Annotated in this window: 1 protein-coding gene; it reads left to right on the top strand. The window is 72.6% G+C overall.

All coding sequences use genetic code 11. The features are described 5' to 3' along the window. Window positions 1–20: 20 nt before the first annotated feature. Window positions 21–241, top strand: a 221-nt coding sequence (locus RYX56_RS26805) for a hypothetical protein (protein ID WP_317124458.1), incomplete at its 3' end; no start/stop codon positions are given.

The following is a 241-nucleotide window of genomic DNA, read 5'->3' as shown; positions in this document are numbered from 1 at the left end:
GCTTCGTTGCCGGTGGCGCCATGAGACCGCATTTCCTGGCGGAGGTCGTCGAGCGGGCGCGGGAGGACGGGGATTGGGTGCACCATCTGCGCGACTTCCTCGACGCCTTCTACGCCGCCGACGGCGACGTCGCGCGGCAGGCGGCGTTCATCGCCGACGAGCCGGGCCTGCTCGGGCTTCCGGAGGCCGATGCGTTCCTGGGCGGGGCCGGGGAGCATCTGGCACGGCGCTGGGGTTTGCG

It is taken from the genome of Alkalihalophilus lindianensis (assembly GCF_032843265.1).
Classification (GTDB): Bacteria; Bacillota; Bacilli; order Bacillales; family Bacillaceae_D; genus Alkalihalophilus; species Alkalihalophilus lindianensis.
The sequence above is the reverse complement of the archived record's forward strand: the minus strand, read 5'-3'. Positions and strand labels throughout refer to the sequence as shown.